The 16,448-nt window shown below is 47.6% G+C and carries 13 protein-coding genes; 11 read left to right on the top strand and 2 right to left on the bottom strand.

The window, feature by feature from the left end:
* Nucleotides 1–42: 42 nt before the first annotated feature.
* Nucleotides 43–2,529: a DNA gyrase subunit A gene (gyrA, locus tag F4V45_RS05265; protein ID WP_150337367.1), complete on the bottom strand. Its 2,487-nt coding sequence runs from the start codon at nt 2,527–2,529 to the stop codon at nt 43–45.
* A gap of 212 nt (nt 2,530–2,741) precedes the next feature.
* Complete coding sequence (gene pseB, locus F4V45_RS05260) at nt 2,742–3,725, bottom strand: UDP-N-acetylglucosamine 4,6-dehydratase (inverting) (protein WP_150337366.1); 984 nt, start codon at nt 3,723–3,725, stop codon at nt 2,742–2,744.
* 123 nt (nt 3,726–3,848) lie between these two features.
* Between pseB and F4V45_RS05255 the strand changes: the two genes are divergently transcribed.
* The 11 genes from F4V45_RS05255 to F4V45_RS05200 all read left to right on the top strand — a co-directional run bounded on the left by F4V45_RS05255 (nt 3,849) and on the right by F4V45_RS05200 (nt 16,440).
* Nucleotides 3,849–5,144: a bifunctional 2-C-methyl-D-erythritol 4-phosphate cytidylyltransferase/2-C-methyl-D-erythritol 2,4-cyclodiphosphate synthase gene (locus F4V45_RS05255; protein WP_246145095.1), complete on the top strand. Its 1,296-nt coding sequence runs from the start codon at nt 3,849–3,851 to the stop codon at nt 5,142–5,144.
* Nucleotides 5,145–5,153: 9 nt separating this feature from the next.
* Nucleotides 5,154–6,038: a DNA-binding transcriptional response regulator gene (locus F4V45_RS05250; RefSeq protein WP_023929969.1), complete on the top strand. Its 885-nt coding sequence runs from the start codon at nt 5,154–5,156 to the stop codon at nt 6,036–6,038.
* 11 nt (nt 6,039–6,049) lie between these two features.
* Entirely contained in the window at nt 6,050–7,846 is a 1,797-nt protein-coding gene (locus F4V45_RS05240; protein WP_170235183.1) for a hypothetical protein, read from the top strand.
* Between the two features lie 14 nt (nt 7,847–7,860).
* Nucleotides 7,861–9,576, top strand: a complete 1,716-nt coding sequence (locus F4V45_RS05235) for an exo-alpha-sialidase (RefSeq protein WP_150337363.1) — start codon at nt 7,861–7,863, stop codon at nt 9,574–9,576.
* Nucleotides 9,515–9,808 carry a hypothetical protein gene (locus F4V45_RS05230; protein ID WP_150337362.1) on the top strand — a complete coding sequence of 98 codons (294 nt, stop codon included), beginning with the start codon at nt 9,515–9,517 and terminating at the stop codon, nt 9,806–9,808. The genes F4V45_RS05235 and F4V45_RS05230 overlap by 62 nt, the downstream gene beginning before the upstream one ends.
* Nucleotides 9,805–10,398: a hypothetical protein gene (locus tag F4V45_RS05225; protein ID WP_150337361.1), complete on the top strand. Its 594-nt coding sequence runs from the start codon at nt 9,805–9,807 to the stop codon at nt 10,396–10,398. Before F4V45_RS05230 ends, F4V45_RS05225 begins: the two co-directional genes overlap by 4 nt.
* Nucleotides 10,399–10,529: 131 nt before the next feature.
* Complete coding sequence (locus tag F4V45_RS05220; protein ID WP_150337381.1) at nt 10,530–11,660, top strand: hydrogenase small subunit; 1,131 nt, start codon at nt 10,530–10,532, stop codon at nt 11,658–11,660.
* A 19-nt stretch (nt 11,661–11,679) separates the two neighbouring features.
* Nucleotides 11,680–13,419 (top strand): nickel-dependent hydrogenase large subunit, encoded by a 1,740-nt coding sequence (locus F4V45_RS05215; RefSeq protein WP_023929963.1) that lies wholly within the window; start codon nt 11,680–11,682, stop codon nt 13,417–13,419.
* Nucleotides 13,420–13,428: 9 nt separating this feature from the next.
* The gene (gene cybH, locus F4V45_RS05210; protein ID WP_023929962.1) at nt 13,429–14,130 is read left to right on the top strand and encodes a Ni/Fe-hydrogenase, b-type cytochrome subunit; all 702 of its coding nucleotides are present in this window, start codon (nt 13,429–13,431) and stop codon (nt 14,128–14,130) included.
* A gap of 2 nt (nt 14,131–14,132) precedes the next feature.
* Nucleotides 14,133–14,672, top strand: a complete 540-nt coding sequence (locus F4V45_RS05205; protein ID WP_150337360.1) for a hydrogenase maturation protease — start codon at nt 14,133–14,135, stop codon at nt 14,670–14,672.
* Between the two features lies 1 nt (nt 14,673).
* Nucleotides 14,674–16,440: a hypothetical protein gene (locus F4V45_RS05200; RefSeq protein WP_150337359.1), complete on the top strand. Its 1,767-nt coding sequence runs from the start codon at nt 14,674–14,676 to the stop codon at nt 16,438–16,440.
* Nucleotides 16,441–16,448: the final 8 nt, after the last annotated feature.

Here is a 16,448-nt window from a genome sequence, read left to right as displayed (position 1 = left end):
CCCCAAGACGAAACCCTTTTTTCCCCCCCCCCCCCCCCCGTTTTACTCTGCTTCATCACTTGAGCTTGCTTCATCTTCGCTTGTCTCTTCTCTTTCTTCTTTGGGGCAGGTTACGGCAAAGGCGACTTTCTCGCTACCGACATTGACGATTTTCACACCACTTGTGTTGCGCCCTGCTTCGCGGATCGCATTGGTATCGACTCGTATCATCTTGCCCTTTGTGGTTAGCACCATTAAATCCATATTTTCATCATTGACATTGACAATGCTTACAAGATTGCCCGTTTTATTGGTGAGCTTCATCACAATCACACCCTTGCCCCCCCTAGACTGCAAGCGGTATTCTCCTGCTAGTGTCTGCTTGCCGATGCCTTGCTCACTCACAGTTAGCAGCTTGTCATTATCACTGCTAATAGTCGTAGCTGCAATCACGCAATCGCCCTTTTCTTTAAAGCGTATGCCCGTAACCCCGCGGCTCACCCTGCCGATCTCGCGTATATCATTGACACTAAAGCGGATACACATACCCTTATGCGTGGCGATGAAAAGCTCTTTGATCTCTTGGGTGATGATTCTAGCACTCACTAGCTCATCATTTTCATCAAGGTTGATGGCGCGCACGCCCACAGAGCGGATATTGCTATACTCGCTTAAATTTGTGCGCTTGACGATGCCGTTTTTGGTGAAGAACACTAGAGATTTATCGCTGTTGAAGTCTTTTGTAGTGATTGTCGCCATAATCTTCTCATCTGGCTGGATATTGATGAGATTGACCACTGCCTTACCAATGGCGGTGCGTCCTGCTTCGGGGATTTTATAGACTTTTAGCCAGTAGAGCTGCCCTTTGTTGGTGATAAATAGTATCGTATCGTGCGTGTTTGCGATGAAGAAAGATTCTATAAAATCATCTTCGTGCGTATTGCCGCTAATCTTGCCTTTGCCACCGCGGTGCTGCTTTTCATAAGTTTTTAGCAGCACGCGCTTCACATAGCCGCGATGACTCATTGTAACAACCACTGGCTCATTGGGGATTAGATCTTCTATGTCGATTGCATCATAGTCTTCTTCAATCTGCGTAAGACGCGGGCTAGAAAACTTCTCTTTAATCTCTAGCAGCTCTTCTTTAATGATCGTTTTAAGCTTTTCTTCGCTTTTTAGGATACTTGTTAGGTATTCTATCTGCTTGAGTAGCTCGGCGTATTCTTGCTCGATTTTATCGCGCTCTAGCCCTGTTAATCGCTGTAAGCGCATTTCCAAAATCGCTTTAGCCTGCAAGCTACTTAGCCCAAACTTCTCCATAAGCCCATCGTGCGCTTCTTCAGTATTGGCACTTGCTTTGATAAGTGCTATGACTTCATCGATATGATCAAGCGCGATCTTAAGCCCCTCTAAGATATGCGCCCTAGCCTTTGCCTTTTCTAGGTCAAAAATCGTGCGGCGGATAACGATGGTCTTTCTATGAGAGATGAAGATATTTAATAGCTCTAAAAGTGTAAATATCTTTGGCTCTTTGTTGTTGATAGCAAGCAGGATAATCCCAAAGGTAGTCTCCATTGTGGTGGATTTATAGAGATTGTTTAACACAATCTCACTCATCGCATCTTTTTTAAGCTCGATGACTACACGCATACCTTCTTTGTCGCTCTCATCGCGCACTTCAGCGATCCCTTCTATAACCTTATCCCTAGCTAGCTCGCTGATTTGCTCCACAAGCTTAGCTTTATTGACTTGGTAGGGGATTTCATCGATGATGATGATGTCTTTGGTCTTGGTTTTTTCTATGTGGGTTTTGGCGCGCACGCGGATTCTACCGCGCCCAGTGCGATACGCATCGATAATGCCCTGCTTCCCATAGATGATCCCGCCTGTGGGGAAGTCTGGTCCTTGCACAAAGGAGAGCAGCTCCTCAAGCGATGCCTCTGGGCTATCGACCACATACACAAGCGCGTCAATAATCTCATCAAGCCTATGTGGTGGGATACTTGTCGCCATACCCACGGCAATCCCACTTGAGCCATTAACAAGCAGATTTGGAATCCTGCTTGGCAAGACATCTGGCTCTTTTAGACTATCATCATAGTTTGAGACAAACTCCACCGTGTCCTTATCAATATCGCGCAAAATCTCTTCACTAGCTGATGCCATACGCGCGCCTGTGTAGCGCATAGCCGCGGCATTATCGCCATCGATTGAGCCAAAGTTCCCGTGCCCATCGACAAGCGGCAAGCGCATAGAAAAGTCCTGTGCCATACGCACAAGCGCATCATACACAGCTGTATCGCCGTGGGGGTGGTATTTCCCTATGACATCACCCACGATACGCGCGCTTTTTTTATGCTTGGCGCGAGAGTTTGCACCTAAGTCATTCATCGCATAGAGAATTCGCCTATGCACGGGCTTTAAGCCATCTTTAGCATCAGGGAGCGCGCGCCCTACAATCACGCTCATAGAGTAATTTAAATAACTCTCTTTAATAGAATCATCAATATGTATATCAACAACGCTCACATCATCTAAAAGATGCTCCATAGACACTCCTTACTATCCTTAAAATCTCCACATAGATTCTGGCAAAATAAGCAGAGATTCTAGCTAAAGTTTGCTTAAAGAAGTGCCTACAAGCCCAGCAAAGCCTAAGCCCACCGCGCCTAGCCAAACAGCCATAGATTCCACCTAGAATCTAAATGCCTAGATTCTAGCCCCGCTCTTAACATCAAAGCGAGCGAGAAAGCGCACAAGCTTTAGATAATCGCGCTAATTTGCTCGCTATTGAGCCAGAGCGTATTGGTAGCACTTGAGTATTCAAAGGCTTCTTTTACGCGCACGCCCCTTAGCCCATTGGCATTCATACTATAATCAATAGGCGTTTGAAAGACAATGCTAGGCTCGATGAGATAAAACTCATCAAACTCATAGCAGTGCCTTGAGTCATCTTCTGGGATCATCACTTCGTGCAGCTTCTCACCCGGGCGGATTCCTATGAACTTCATCGGCAAGTGTGGAGCTAGGCAGCGCGCTAAATCGGTGATTTTCATACTTGGGATTTTAGGGACAAAGATTTCGCCCCCGTGCATTCGCTCCAAGCTCTTTAGCACAAACTCCACCCCACAATCTAGCGTGATAAAAAACCTAGTCATTCGCTCATCAGTGATTGGCAGCTCCTTTGCACCCTGCTCTATGAGCTTTTTGAAAAACGGCAGCACGCTCCCCCTAGAGCCTAGCACATTCCCATAGCGCACGACACTAAAGCGCGCCCTCTTGCTGCCTTTGATATTATTGGCACTGATGAAAAGCTTATCCGAGCAAAGCTTGGTCGCGCCATAGAGATTGATGGGATTAGCGGCTTTATCAGTAGAGAGTGCGATAATATGGGAGACATCATTGGCTAGGGCTGCTTGGATTACATTGCTAGCTCCTTGGATATTTGTTTTGATACATTCTATGGGGTTGTATTCTGCTATGGGGACATGCTTTAGCGCAGCTGCGTGGATACAAATATCCACCCCAGCCATAGCAGATTCTAGCCTAGCTTCATCGCGCACATCGCCGATAAAGTAGCGCATACATTTATCATTAAAGCATTGGCTCATCTCATACTGCTTCAACTCATCGCGACTATAAATAATCACGCGCGCTGGCTTATACCGCTCTAGCACCTTAGCGACAAATCTCTTCCCAAAGCTCCCCGTGCCGCCTGTGATAAGAATGCTCTTTCCATCTAGCATATATACTCCTTGGCTTTAATGTGCAATTTTAAGCACTATTTATTCCACAAGGCGTGCGCGCCCTTGTAAAAAAGTTTAAGCAAAAGTAAGTATAATTTTGTAACATTCCCAAAAAGGCTTGCGGTGTATAGAAACAAAACGACCCAATCGCTTCCACCTATCGCGCAAGGAACAGACGCATCTTATGTAGATTCTACGCATTTAGCGCAGGGGGAATCTATCTCGCTTATCCTTATGGCAGCAGGAAGCTCAAGCCGCTTCACCCAGACAACCCCCACAACACACGCGATCAAAAAGCAGTGGCTACGCATAGGAGAGAAGCCTCTGTGGCTGCTTGTGGCTGATACACTTAGCGCGGTCTATCCATTTGTGCAGATTTGTATCACTGCAAGCGAGCAAGACGCCCCCTATATGCAAAAGCTCTGCCCCTATACCATCGTGGTTGGCGGGGAGACTCGGCAGGAATCGTTACAAAACGCGCTGCGATGTATCACTAGCGAGTGGGTGCTTGTAAGCGATGTGGCGCGCGCTGGGGTGGTGGCAGTGGGGCGAAATATCATTGCCGCACTGGTTGCCGCCGCCCTAGATTCTAAGGCAGATTCTAGCCTAGATTCTAGAGCGGATTGTGTCGCGCCAATTTTAGCAGTGCCTGATACGAGCATTTATGATGGCGCATATATCGATAGAAGCAAGCTTGCTAGAATCCAAACTCCCCAGCTCTCGCGCGTAAGCGCACTGCGCACCGCACTAGAATCTACACAAGGCACCGATGAGAGCTCAATCATCAAGGCAAATGGCGGAGTGGTGCGCTATATACAGGGAGATAGGGCATTAGAGAAGCTAACTTTGGCAAGCGATTTGCTCGCATTAGAGCAGGTGCTTGCACAAGAAGTGCCAAGCTTTATGCGCGCAGTCTATGTGGGCAATGGGCTTGATGTGCATAGCTTTGAGATAGGCAAGGAGATGAAGCTAGGCGGCGTGGTGATAGAGAGTGAGTTTGGCTTTAAGGCGCATAGCGATGGCGATGTGGCCCTGCATAGCGTGATTGATGCGATTTTGGGGGCTATGGGGGCTGGGGATATTGGCGAGTGGTTTCCAGACTCTAGCAGCGCGTGGGCAGGGGCAGACTCTGCAAAGCTGCTAGAGATTGTGTGGGGCTTTGCTAAAAGTGTGGGCTATGAGCTTTATAATATTGATCTAACTATAATCGCGCAAACCCCACGCCTTAGCGCATACAAGCAGCCTATACGCGCTAGGATCGCCGAGATTCTAGGTGCGCCACTCTCTGCTATCAATGTCAAAGCCACCACGACAGAGCATCTAGGCTTCATAGGGAGAGCAGAGGGGGTATGTGTGATGAGTAGTGTTTGCCTTAGGCTTGTTTCTTTCACAGAAGTGGCACAATGTGTCAATAAATAAAGGAATGCGATGAAATTACTAATTTTAGAAAACGAAGTCTATCTTGCCCAAAGCATCGCAGGCAAGCTTAGTGATGCCGGCTATGAATGCACCATTAGCCAAAGTATCCCCAAAGAGCGCGTATCCTACCACGCGATTTTGATTTCATCAAATATTTACAACCAAAACTGCGAATTTTTCATTAAGCAGCATAGTGATTCTATCATCATTATGATGATCTCTTATATCAGCGATGACACCGTGAGCAAGCCCCTGCTAGCTGGAGCTAGAGACTATGTGCTAAAGCCCTTTATGATCGATGAGCTCGTGCGCAAAATCCGCCATTATAATGAGTTCGCAGAGACTAAGCGCGTGCTGGATTTTTATAATGCCTACTTTGACTTCATACAAAAAGAGCTAAACACCCCAAGTCTCTTGCAATATAATCCGCCCTTTATCATTAAGAGCACTTCCCAGCGCAGCGCGGATATTTATGCGATGAAATACGCTAGGGAGAAAAATATCTTGCTTGAGTTTATTACGCTAAAAGATAAAGACTATAAAAATATCTTCAAAAACACCCCCCAAAAGCAGAAAATCTACTACGCCACCAACCTTGAAGAGCTAAAAAAGCAGGAGAGAAAGGAGTTTTTAGAGCTAGCACATAGGTATCCTATGATTATTTCCTTTATCTCCACAGATAAGGTGCAGTTCCAGCAAGTGATCGACATCTCACATATCCCAAACACCCAAGAGCTAGGCGGGGATATTATGTCTATACACGATTATGTCAAAACCATCATTGCAAAGTTTGAGAGCCGCTACCCTGATATTGAGCTAGCTAAAAAGCTTGGTATGAGCAGGAAGAGCCTGTGGGAAAAGCGCAAGAAATACGGGCTTTTGCGCAAGAAATAAGAGATTTTACAATGCAGAGATACCAAAGACACGGCGCAGATTCTAGCCCCACTGCAAAGCAAGGTGCAGCCGCGGATTCTTTAGTAATCCACAATTCTGCGCAAGCAGATTCTACCTTTTTACCTTTTGCGCTAGATTCTAGCAGCACTAGGATAAGCTCTCTCAAGGGGGGACAGGGGGGCTTGAATTGCGAAGTCGCCCCCCTTATCCCCCCTTTGACCCCCCAAGCCCCCGACGACGCTTTCAAAGTAGCGCGCGAGCGCGCGACCATTGATTGTATGGATTCTGCTAGCGCAGAATATATGGATTGTCGCGCCTTGCCTAGCGACAAGGCTCGCAATGACGATGAAAACGCGCAAAAATCGCCACAAGTAGATTCTAGGATAAACGCCAAAAATACAAGCGAGCCAGCAAAGGATTCTAGGATTGTTACTCAAAATGCCCCAATTCTCAACACGCCGCAAGCGGAAGCAAACCTAGATTCTAGTAAAAGCCCAAGCGATTCTAAGATTTTAGATGAAAAATGTGGGTTGCAAGGAAAATCACAAGGGAGTTACCTAGATGGTAATGACCGCAGTGATTTTTCGCCGCTCCCGCATTTGAGCTCAAAAGCTGAATCGCCCCAAGCGCAAAAGCCAACGCCCAAACCAAGTAAAGCCGAATCCTCCAAGCCTAGAAAAGCTCTCTATATCGACAAAGAAGCTCTAAGCTCCCTAGCCCTAGTCCAAGAAGGCTTACTAGCCCCTATCTCAAGCCTAGCTAATAGCAAAACTCTGCATTTAGACTCATATCTCACGCCCTTTGTGCTAAACCCAGCGGGCAAAAGAAATCGCAAAGTGCTAGAATCCACCAAGCCAAATGATGTGCTTGATATTGTCTTTGAGCGAAGAAAGGTAGGCTACTTGAGAGTCGAGGAAGTCTTCCCTATCGATCGCCACGCCCGCACGATCCAGCTCACAGGGCTGCAAGGTGGGGCGGAGTTTGATAGGATCTACTCTAGGCTTGGGGATCTTGCGGTGTGTGGGGAGTATCAAGTGGATTTCCCAGATATTAAAGAGGCTAAAGCACGCTTGCAAGAGCAAATTACCGCGCATAATGCCAAGCATATCACAGGGCTCGTGCTTGATGGACAGATATTCCACAAAGCACACGAAGCCCTAATCCGCGATGCGCTATCGATGAGCGATTTGGTCGTGCTGTTTTTGCTAAAGCCCTATCGCCACACCATTATCCACTACGATATGCAAAAGGAGTGCGTGGAGCTAGCTATGCGCGAGTATCTTATGAGCGATAGGATATGCACTATCCCCCTTGATGACACCTACCTTTTCACAGGGACAAACAATGTCCTTTTGCACGCGATGGTCGCTAGGAACTATGGCTGCACGCACTTTATCGTTTCAGACAACACCCCTAATCTCTCTGTATTTTATGAGCGCAACACTCTGTATTCTGTGCTTGATGTGGTGAGTGGGATTAGCACGAGCATTAAGGGTGGGTATGTGTATTGCGATGTGTGCCAAATGCTTGTCAATCGCACCACCTGCCCACACGGCAAGCACCATCATATCAGCTACGATACAGAATCTATTTTAGAGTTTTTCAAAGCTGGGCTGCTGCCTCCTAGCGTGCTTGTGCGCCCAAGTATTTCAGCAAAGCTTATCGCCCATCTCTTCCCCAATCGCTTCAGTAACCTCCAAAAGCTCTACTATGATCTTATGCCCCTTAATGACGGCGTGCTTGTGCCAAAGAGCGAAGAAGACTTCTACCTAAAGCTTATGCAGCTTTATGCAATCCATAGCAAGTAGCTTGCAATCTACCGATGACACCTAGTAAGCGCGTGAAGCAGTGGAGCTTAGGTCTTATCATAGTCTTTGCGCTCGTGGCAGTGGCTTTTGTGTGGCTTAGGAGCAGTCCACCAAAACTTAGTGTATTTGTGCTAGATTCTAGCCTAGAATCTAGCGTGGGGGTAGAATCTAGCGCGTTAGATTCTCGTGCAAATCCCGCGCTAGAGCCTAGCTACTTCACTATCCCAAACCCAACGCCCAGCGCACACGCAAGCACGATTGTCGCACTTGAGCATACCGCCCTGCCCCAAAGCCTGCGCGACTCCCATGCCTTTATGGCTCTGTTTTTTGCTGGGAGCAGGGAGGGGGCAAGAGATGTAGGAATCTATCAAAGCTTCTTTGTAAGAGATTCGGCTTTGGGTAATCATAGCGGCGATTTTGTGGATTTTAGGGCAACCGCAGACCATCAGTCTAGCTCTGCCCCAAAATCCACAAAAAGCACCACTAGCACCACCGCAATGCCTAGAATCTATGAAGAAGATAAAGGGGCTGGGCGTGAAAAATCCTGCCACAAGCAGACAGAGCTAGAATCTAGTATGAAAGTGGATTCTATGGATTGCCACGCCTTGCCTAGCGACAAGGCTCGCAATGACGATAAAAAAGTGGATTCTAGGAATTTCACCCAGAACGCTGAAAATGTGTTTTGTAGCCAAGCAACTAGGCGGCAGGATTTGGGTGATAAAAATGGGGCTTTGCAAGGTGAGTCAAGGGCGCATACTTTGGCGTATGTAACCGCCGACTCGCCGCAGCAATCGCCATTTTTAGCCCCAAAGCCAACGCCAAACCCACAACATTGGAGTGCCCCTAGAGAGATCCTAACCCCAGCCCTCCTCTCCCGCCTTAGTGGAAAGTTTATCGCCAAGCTTGGCAATCCTGTGAGCTTTGTGGATTCTAGGGGAAGGGTGCATTTGTTTGTCGTGGGGGTAAGTCTTGGGGGCTGGGCGACTAGCAGGGTGTATTGGCTAGAGTTTGATAAGACGCTGGAGCATTTGCACTTCAAGCAAGAGCTAGCACTTAGCCCCTTTGCTAATCTCTCTTTCCTTGTGCGTTCATCTGCCCTGCTTTTAGAAGATGGCGGGTTTATCCTGCCGCTTTACCACGAGCTAGCGCGCAAATATCCGCTGCTCTTGCACTTTGACTCTGCGTTGAAGCTAGATTCTATCACCAAGCCACTGCCCACAATCGGGGCAAAGGCGCACTCCAAGCTCCAGCCAAGCTTTACACCCCTAAGCGCGACAAAAGCCATAGGCGTATATCGCAACTACACGCCTAGCACAATGCAAGTAAGCTTATGTGAGCTTACCCCCTTGAGCAAGCCAAAGCAGCTGCGCTGCCAGCCTCCAAAGCCTAGCAATCTTATCAACTACAATAGCTCCTCTGTGCTTTTTAGCACAAATGGCATAGTGTTTTTACTCCATAACACCCCCCCCCAAATCACTTCACACACCAAGCTAGAATCTAGTGCGCTAGAATCTAGCTTAGATTCTAGCTTGCCCCACGCAAGAGAGCAACTCTGGCTTTTCGCACTAGCACAAGAGAGTTTAGATAGCGCGCAAGTGGAGTTTGTGCCACTAGCTCTGCTTGATAGCGTGGAGTCTAGCGAGGTCCTACCCAAGTGTTACACTCTCTTTGGATCAAGTGCATATCGCCTACACCTACAAGCGCGCGTATATCAAAAGCCTAGTCCTTAGCAAATCTGCCCTAGTGCGACAAGCGCAAGAAGTGCTTAAGCGCAAAACACAAGCAGAATCTAGCTCTCTATCATTGCAAGCCGCTACGCCAGCAGCAGCAAAGCAATCCATATTCTGCACTAGCAGAATCTATACAATCAATGGTCGCGCGCTTGCTCGCAATGACAAAAGCTTAGATTCTAGTGCGCGAGCAAGTCTAGCCACCGCTAAGGCTCAAAAAGGTGCGCGATGATTAGCCTCTGCCTATTAGCACTTTTGCTCGCGCTTTTCCAAAAGCTACGCTATGGCGCAGTGCTAAGTGTAATGATTGTAGCAGTGTGCAATGTGAAGATTCTAGGGTATAGCGCGTGTGAATACTATGTCGCCTGCTTTGATACACCTAGCGTGCTTAGCCTAGCTCTTGGCCTATGCTACCTAGCACAAATCTTACTCAAGCATTATGCAAAAAATCACTACAAAGCTTTGCTAGAAGCGCGCATAATGCCACTTCCTGCGCTGGTGCTATGGAGCGGCTTTGGGCTATGGCTATACCTTGGGACATTGGGCATAGGCTTAGTGGATATTTACTACATAGATTCTAGGGTGCAGATTGCTATTATCGCGGGGCTTATTGTCGCTTGTGGGCTATGCTCAAGGCTCTTTGCTCTGCTTGCTTGTGTGAGTTTAGCAGTGGGCTATCTAGCTGGCTTTGGGCTGTATGAGAGTGTGATTGATGTGGGGCTGTGGCTTGTGTGCGTGATCTTGGGGCTTTGGTGTGTGTGCCAAAAGTGGGCGAGCAAGCGTGGAAGCAAAGTGGTGCGCCCAAATCTTAAGGGGATTTAAGTGAGATTTTAGCACTTTGTCCCTACAATCCACCCCAAAATCACTAGCCACACCAAGGAGAGAAAATGCAAGAAAACAAACAAGCCCACATAGATTCTAGCCCGCTTCAAACGAAATCCACCAAAGCCCTTATGGCAGAAGTCTCTGCTAGGCTTGATGCTATAGAAAAGCTCCCCGCACACAATGGAGACAAAGAGCTTATAGCAGAGCTAGAGAGCAAGGGCATATCACGCCGTGATTTTATGAAATGGGCTGGGGCTATGACTGCTACGCTTTCCTTGCCAGCAAGCTTCGCGCCACTCACAGCGCGCGCCGCAGAGATCGCCAACCGCACGCCTGTGATTTGGCTGCATATGGCAGAATGCACCGGCTGCAGCGAGAGCCTGCTGCGCACAGAAGATCCAAGCGTGGATTCTGTGCTCTTTGATATGATAAATCTTGAATACCACGAGACGATTATGGCAGCTTCAGGCTACCAAGCCACTCAAAACCTAGAATCCGCTATCAAAAAGCACCACGGCAACTACATCTTAATGGTAGAAGGTGGGATACCAAAAGGCAGCAGTGAATACTTCCTAACAATCGGTGCAAATGGCACAACAGGCGCGCAAGAGTGCCGCCACGCCGCAGAAGGTGCTATGGCGATCTTTGCCATTGGGACTTGCTCAAGCTATGGCGGTGTGCAAGCTGCCGCGCCAAACCCTACCAACGCCCAGCCACTTGACAAAATCATCTCAAAACCTATCATCAAAGTCCCGGGCTGCCCACCAAGTGAAAAAAATATCGTAGGCAATGTGCTGTATTTCGCTATGTTTGGCAAAACGCCTCCAATTGATGCGTTTGGGCGACCTACTTGGGCGTATGGGCATAGAATCCACGATCTATGCGAGCGCAGAGGGCATTTTGATGCAGGTGAGTTTGTAGAAGCATTTGGCGATAGCAACGCAGAGAAAGGCTACTGCCTATACAAAGTAGGCTGCAAAGGTCCCTACACTTTCAACAACTGCTCCAAGCTACGCTTCAACTCCCACACAAGCTGGCCCATACAAGCAGGGCACGGCTGCATTGGCTGCAGCGAGCCAAACTTCTGGGATACGATGAGTCCGTTTGAGCGACCCTTGGGGAACACGCCTTTCCACACCGCATATAATGGCTATGGCGCGGATAAAACTGCTGATACAATCGGCGCAGCAGTGCTTGCTGTAACAGCTGTGGGCATTGCCGCGCACGCAGTCGTATCAAGTATGGTAAAAGCCAAATAGCACGCATTAAGGAGAGAAAATGACAAAGCGAATTATTGTAGATCCAATCACAAGAATTGAAGGGCACTTGCGTATAGAAGTCATCGTTGATGAGAGCAACACCATTGTCGATGCGTTTTCTTCATCGACTCTATGGAGAGGACTAGAGAAGATCATCGTAGGGCGCGACCCTAGAGATGCAGGCTTCATCGCACAAAGAATCTGCGGCGTTTGCACATATAGCCACTATAAAGCCGGTATTGTCGCTGTTGAAGATGCCCTAGGCATTAAGCCCCCACTCAACGCCCAAATGGTGCGCTCTCTTATGAATATCTCACTCTTTTTGCACGACCACATTGTGCATTTCTATACACTACACGGGCTTGATTGGTGCGATATTACTAGCGCGCTTAAAGCCGACCCAGCCAAAGCAGCAAAAGAAGCCTACAAATACGCCAAGATCCCTTTATGCGCCGGAGAAAATGAGCTTCTAGCAGTGCAAAAGCGCGTAGGAGACTTCGTCCAGCAAGGTGCGCTAGGACCATTCCAAAACGCCTATTGGGGGCATAGGACTTATCGCTTCTCTCCAGAGCAAAATCTCATTGTCCTATCGCACTATCTAAAACTCCTTGAAGTGCAGCGCGAAGTGGCAAAAATGATGGCAATCTTTGGTGCCAAGCAGCCCCACCCACAAAGCCTAACCGTGGGCGGTGTAACTTCTGTTATGGATATTTTAGATCCATCAAGGCTTGGCGAGTGGAAGAGTAAGTTTGAAATGGTGGCAGACTTCGTGTATCGCGCATATTGGGCAGATCTTGTAATGGCAGCTCAAGTGTATGCTAGCGAGCCTTCAGTAGCGCAAACAGGCTGCGGGGTGAAAAACTTCCTATCGCACGCTGAAATGCAAGTTGGCGAGAATGAATATTTATATAGCACGGGGATTGTGAAAAATGGCGATTTAAGCAAGCTCTATGATTTAGATGAGAATCTAATCGCCGAAGAGGTTACAAACTCTTGGTATAAGTATGAAAACACCGATAAAGTCGCGCTCCACCCCTATGATGGGCAGACAACGCCAGACTACACAGGCTTTGATGATGGAGTAAGCATAGGACCAGATGGCAAGGAAATCCCTACTAAAAACCTCAAGCACGATGGCAAATACTCGTGGATCAAATCTCCGCGCTACGATGGTGAGCCTATGGAGGTAGGACCTTTGGCGACTGTTGTAGTAGGACTTGCAGCCAAAAATCCCTACATCACGCCAGTGGCACAAGAGTTTCTAAAGCAAACAGGCTTGCCCGTAGAAGCTCTCTTTACCACGCTTGGTAGAACAGCGGCGAGATGCATTGAAGCGCGTGTGCTGTGTGATTACGGACTAAAGGCATTTGATACGCTTGTGGAGAATCTAAAGGTTGATACACGCACTTGCGCACCTTATAGCATTGATGAGAGTAAGGAGTATAAAGGTCGCTATATCGGCAATGTGCCTAGGGGTATGCTAAGCCACTGGGTGAGAATCAAGGGCGGCAAGGTAGAGAACTACCAAGCAGTCGTGCCATCTACTTGGAATGCCGGTCCAAGAGACTCTCAAGGTAAGAAAGGTCCTTATGAAATGAGTCTAATTGGCACAAAAGTCGCTGATATTACTAAGCCTTTAGAGATTATCCGCCATATCCACTCCTTTGACCCTTGTATCGCGTGCGCGGTGCATATTATGGACACTAAGGGTGCGGAGCTTAGTCAATACAAGATAGCACCATCATTTGCTCGCATATAAGGAGAGATTATGAGAGGAGCGGTAGATTCTGGTAAGAGAGATTTCCAAGCGCATACGGAGTTTTCTGGGCTGACTAGGATTTTCCACTGGTTGCGTGCTTTTTCTATTTTTGGACTCATTGGCACGGGGTTTTATATCGCGCTGCCATTTTTGAGCCCTACACCAAGTGCTGAGCCCACACTTTTTGCCCAAGCCTATATCCGTAGTATTCACTTGATTTTAGGCTTTATTCTCATTGCAATATCGATTTTCCGTGTGTATCTTTTCTTTTTTGATAAAGAAGGGAGCAAAGAGGAGCGGCGGTCATTTAAGCAGTTTATCGATGTAAAAGTATGGATCGCTTCGATTAAAACTTATCTATTTATCGGCAAGCACCCACACATAGAGGGCGCATATAATCCCTTGCAGTTTATCACTTACTTTACACTTGGTGTGCTGACATTGCTTGTGTGTCTAACAGGTGTCGCACTCTATGGGAATGTCTATCATAGCGGGCTAGGTGCTGTGCTAGGTGCTAGCTTTAAGTGGGTGGAAGTGCTCTGTGGTGGGCTAGCAAATGTCCGCGTGATTCATCATATTTTGACTTGGGCATTTGTGATTTTTATCCCTGTGCATGTGTATCTTGTCGTGTGGAATTCTGTGAAGTATCCAAATGGCGGAGCAGATGCGATCATTAGTGGTGTGCGCTATCAAAACGATTTGAAAGTCTAAGTTTGCGTGTTTTGGTGCTAGGGATAGGGAATATCCTGTTTGGCGATGAGGGGATTGGCGTGCATTTGTGCAACTACCTAAAAGTCAATTATGCATTCACCTCATCAAGCCATAGCGTGGAATTTGTCGATGGCGGCACACTCGCGCAAGCCCTTATCCCTATGATTGTAGAGTATGATTCTGTGCTTGTGCTTGATACTGTGAATGTCGCGGGGGCGCAAATTGGCGATGTGTATAGCTTCCCATTTTCTGCAATCCCCGATACTATCACTTGGGCTGGAAGTGCGCACGAAGTCGAAATGCTCCAAACGCTAAAGATGATCGAGCTCCTTGGTGATCTCCCACCTTTGCATATCATAGGTATCGTGCCAAAAATCATAGGCGAGGATACGACATTTAATCTATCAAGCGAGCTTCTCTCACGCTTTGCGACCTTGAAGCAAGAAGCACTCAACCAGCTGCAAGCCCTTGGCTTTGATAGTAAAAAGATAGATTCTACCCCTATCCAAACCATAGCCAACAACTCCTACAAAGGCTACTAGCTTGCTTGCCTTTATCTTCCATACAAGTAAGCCCAGCTCCTATATCGCGCCATTTGAAGCAATCCTAACGCACATAGCCAAAGCACATAATCTAGCCTATGCCAAAGAATTTATTGACACAAACCTACCCTATCAATACGCCTTTATCCTAAAAAGCCCTGCCGCCAAAGATTATGCGCGCGCAAAGCAAAAGCCAAAAAAGTCGCTAGATTCTACTAAAGAGCGCACTGAGCCCAAAGACTTTAGCGAGCGTGTGCTAGAGTTTGCCAATGAGCTATCGCGAGCCCTGCCTTTAAGTATGTATATGGTCTTTGATCATATAGAGCCAGAGTATGTAAGCAAATCTTCCTTGCGCTTTTACCGCGCTGTGCGCACTTGCGCTAAACCCATGCCTATGGTAAGCGATACCCTAGCACTAATGCAAAGCTTTGAAGCGCGAGATTCTAGCTTCACACGCTTATGCAAGCAATTTTTCTCCCACATATACGCACAAAACTCTAGCCAAAGCCTAAAGCCAATCGTCCCTAGCGCGCTGTTTGCCTGCTTGGACTCTCTAGCGCGCGCACTCTCCACACAGCCAATCATCATCACCACTACACGAGGGTGTTATGAGCTATCTACAAAGCCCCTAGAATCTAGTGCGCTAATGTTTTGGGAAATGGGAGCGTTGCAAAGCTTTATGCGTATAGATTCTGCCCAGCTATCCTGCCTTGCCAGCGTAGAAAAGCCTAGTATGCGGCTCTGCCCCAAAGACATCTTCCGCGATGAGCTTTTAGTAAGTGGCGTGGAGATTGAGTGCCTGCTAGCTTTTGAGCCTATGCTTATGCTGCTAGGCTCTTGCACGCGCACTTGTGGGGTGGAGTATGTCTTTATCCGCAAGAGCAAGAAGCCGCCGTGCTTGACATACACTTCCTTGTTTGCTGTGCCAAAGCTAGAGCGTATTATTTATGGGCGTGATGGGATCTATCTGCACGATCGCAGGAGCAAGCACGATCTTTTTAGCATTATCGCTAAGCATTATCCGCGCCAAGAAGAAGCCAAAGCCCTAGAATCTAACGCCAAAAAGCCCAAGACACAGCGCGAGCAAAATGCCAGCCTTATGCTTGTGTGCTATCTCTCTCTCGCGCACAATAGCGCGATATGGATTTATGATGGCGCAAGCTATAAGCAAGCCCTGCCTGTGTGCTTTGCCAGCAGTGAAGCTTCTATGCTAGAGACTCTAGCGCGCGAGTATAAGGGCGCAGATAGACTGCTAGCAAACTATCAAGCGCATTTTGGAGCACTTAGCGCACTAGAATCTAGCCTAGATTCTACCCCTAGAATCTCAAAAAACCTTACTGATATGTTTGCCATTATTGCGCGAGTGCTTGGGTTTTGCGAGAGTAATGCAAGCGATGATTGTGCTAAAGAAAGCTTGCTAAATTATGCCAAGCTATGCTTGCGCGACAAGGGTCCGCGCATTGACTATAAGCTTAAAAAAACTCCCCAAGGCGGCTTAGAGCTTGACTACCCTAGAATCTTGCGTAGCTGTATGAGCTTCGCACTTGCGGGCGTTGAGCGTGAGATGATAGCCTTTGGCGTGCTAGATTCTCTAGCGGAGTTTCTGGGGAATTTCGTGCGTGATATGGCGCAGAACTACGCCTTGGGGCAAGTCTTTGTCTGTGGCGATATGCTTAGCCATAAAATATTTTTCGATAAGATTTTGCTCTATCTACCGCGCGATATTACGCTAATCCTGCCACAAGATGGCTATATTGACACATTATAGGAGAGTCT

It is taken from the genome of Helicobacter canis (assembly GCF_008693005.1).
Lineage (GTDB): Bacteria > Campylobacterota > Campylobacteria > Campylobacterales > Helicobacteraceae > Helicobacter_B > Helicobacter_B canis.
The sequence above is the reverse complement of the archived record's forward strand: the minus strand, read 5'-3'. Positions and strand labels throughout refer to the sequence as shown.

Bases quoted from the DNA above. Each gene is read 5' to 3' on its own strand.
- F4V45_RS05220 (WP_150337381.1), top strand. From the start codon at position 10,530: ATGGCAGAAGTCTCTGCTAGGCTTGATGCTATAGAAAAGCTCCCCGCA.
- F4V45_RS05240 (WP_170235183.1), top strand. From the start codon at position 6,050: ATGCAGAGATACCAAAGACACGGCGCAGATTCTAGCCCCACTGCAAAG.
- pseB (WP_150337366.1), bottom strand. From the start codon at position 3,725: ATGCTAGATGGAAAGAGCATTCTTATCACAGGCGGCACGGGGAGCTTT.
- F4V45_RS05250 (WP_023929969.1), top strand. From the start codon at position 5,154: ATGAAATTACTAATTTTAGAAAACGAAGTCTATCTTGCCCAAAGCATC.
- F4V45_RS05235 (WP_150337363.1), top strand. From the start codon at position 7,861: ATGACACCTAGTAAGCGCGTGAAGCAGTGGAGCTTAGGTCTTATCATA.
- gyrA (WP_150337367.1), bottom strand. From the start codon at position 2,529: ATGGAGCATCTTTTAGATGATGTGAGCGTTGTTGATATACATATTGAT.
- F4V45_RS05225 (WP_150337361.1), top strand. From the start codon at position 9,805: ATGATTAGCCTCTGCCTATTAGCACTTTTGCTCGCGCTTTTCCAAAAG.
- F4V45_RS05215 (WP_023929963.1), top strand. From the start codon at position 11,680: ATGACAAAGCGAATTATTGTAGATCCAATCACAAGAATTGAAGGGCAC.
- cybH (WP_023929962.1), top strand. From the start codon at position 13,429: ATGAGAGGAGCGGTAGATTCTGGTAAGAGAGATTTCCAAGCGCATACG.